The organism is Roseateles sp. P5_B10 (genome assembly GCF_056400485.1).
Map to the genome: position 1 here is coordinate 1 of NZ_JBFULE010000917.1, position 1,959 is coordinate 1,959.

Annotated in this window: 2 protein-coding genes; both read left to right on the forward strand. The window is 69.9% G+C overall.

Annotated elements, in window-relative coordinates:
* The coding region (locus AC1DU6_RS29210) for an NAD(P)H-dependent flavin oxidoreductase (protein ID WP_477861462.1) at positions 1 to 1,129 on the forward strand (1,129 nt) is incomplete at its 5' end.
* 101 nt (positions 1,130 to 1,230) lie between these two features.
* Positions 1,231 to 1,959: hypothetical protein (locus AC1DU6_RS29215; RefSeq protein WP_477861464.1), on the forward strand; the 729-nt coding region annotated here is incomplete at its 3' end.

The window sequence follows — 1,959 nt, forward strand, 5'->3', positions numbered from 1 at the left end:
GCCCATCGTGCAGGGCGGCATGGGTGTGGGCATCTCGGCCCACCGGCTGGCCGGCAGCGTCGCCGCCCAGGGCGCCTGGGGCACCATCGCCTCGGTGGACCTGCGCCGCCACCACCCCGACCTGATGGCCCGCAGCGAAGGCATGCGCGATAGCGACGAGAACAAGAAGACCGTCATCCAGCAGGCCAACCAGGAGGCGCTGGCGCGCGAGATCCGCCAGGCCCGCGAGATTGCCGGCGGCCGCGGCGTGCTGGCCGTCAACGTGATGCGCGCGGTGAGCGACTACGCGGCCTCGGTGCGCACCGCGCTGCAGGAGGGCGTGGACGCGCTGGTGGTGGGTGCCGGCCTGCCGCTGGACCTGCCCGAGCTGGCCCAGGACCACCCCAACACGGCCCTCGTGCCCATCCTCAGCGACGCGCGCGGCGTGGCGCTGCTGTGGCGCAAATGGGAGCGGCGCCAGCGCATCCCCAGCGCCATCATCATCGAGCACCCGGGCCATGCCGCCGGCCACCTGGGCGCGGCGCGCGTGGCCGACCTGGGCGACGCGCGCTTCGACTTCGAGACCGTGCTGCCTGCGGTGCGCCAGCTGATCCGCGACGCTGGCGTGGAGGGCCAGGTGCCGCTGATCGCCGCCGGCGGCGTGCGCTGCTGCGAGGACATCCAGCGCCTGCAGTCCCTGGGCGCCGACGCGGCCCAGCTCGGCACGGCCTTCGTCGCCACCGAGGAGTGCGACGCCCACCCCAACTTCAAGCAGGTGCTGGTGGAAGCGCGTGACGAGGACCTGGTCGAGTTCACCAGCGTGGCCGGCCTGCCCGCCCGCGCGGTGATGACGCCGTGGCTTCGCAAATACCTGAAGGCCGAGGAAAGGCTGCAGGCCGTGGCCCAGCTCAAGCAGCGCTGCACGATGGCCTTCGACTGCTTGAGCCAGTGCGGCCTGCGCGACGGCCTCAAGGGCTGGGGCCAGTTCTGCATTGACCAGCGCCTGGGGTCGGCATTGCGGGGCGAGGTCAACAAGGGTCTGTTCTTCCGCGGCCGTGGCGGGCTGCCCTTCGGCAGCCAGATCACCAGCGTGCGGCAGTTGCTGGAGCGCCTGCTGACGCCCGGCATCGCCGTTGGAACTCCTGCGTGATGCCGGCGTCCTGGCTTGACCGTTGTTACGGGGAGCTCCTATCCTCGCGCCCCATCCCGCCGGAGGCCCTGCGGCCTTGACGCCCCGAAGGAGCGCTCCCCATGTCCACGCCGCCCGACCAGTTGCCCAAGCGAGGAGGCGCCCGGACCGCCGTGCGCGAGGTGCTGGAGTCGGTCKATGCGAAGCCCACGAAGGGCGACCCGGTGGTCACGGCCAAGGGCAAGTACGACGCCGCCAAGCTCAAGCTCGAGCAGGGCGATCTGGCCAAGGTGCCCGGTGCGGCACCGCCCGGCGTGGAATCAGCGCATGCCGCCGTGCAGAGCGCCCGCAATGGACTGGTGGCTGACCCCAAGAACCTGCAGGACTATGTCCGGGCTGCCAAGGCCCTGGACGTGCTGGGCAGTAAGGTGGCTGACTACCTCAAGGCCGAGACCAAGGCCATGCAGCAGCTGAAAAAGAAATACGACGACACCAAGGCGGAGATCGACAAGGCGCTCAAGGCCCTGCCGGCCACGGCACCGAGCGGATTGACGGCCGCATTCGATGCGGTCACCCAGGCCAAGGCCAAGCTGCCCGCCGACCCCAAGACCATCACGGCCTATGTCGACGCCATCAAGGCCTTGCCGGAATTCAAGACTGCCGTGGCCGACTGCGCCAGGGCGGTAGCGCGCAAGGCCAATGTCGACAGCGGCACCGCAAAGTTCGGCTCGACGGGCACCGAGCTGAAGCAGCTCAAGGGCTCGGCCAAGCTCAACGACGAGCAAAAGCGCATCCTCGACCAGGCGCTGAAGAACCAGCTCGGCAAGACCGACAAGCCGATGTCGGACAGC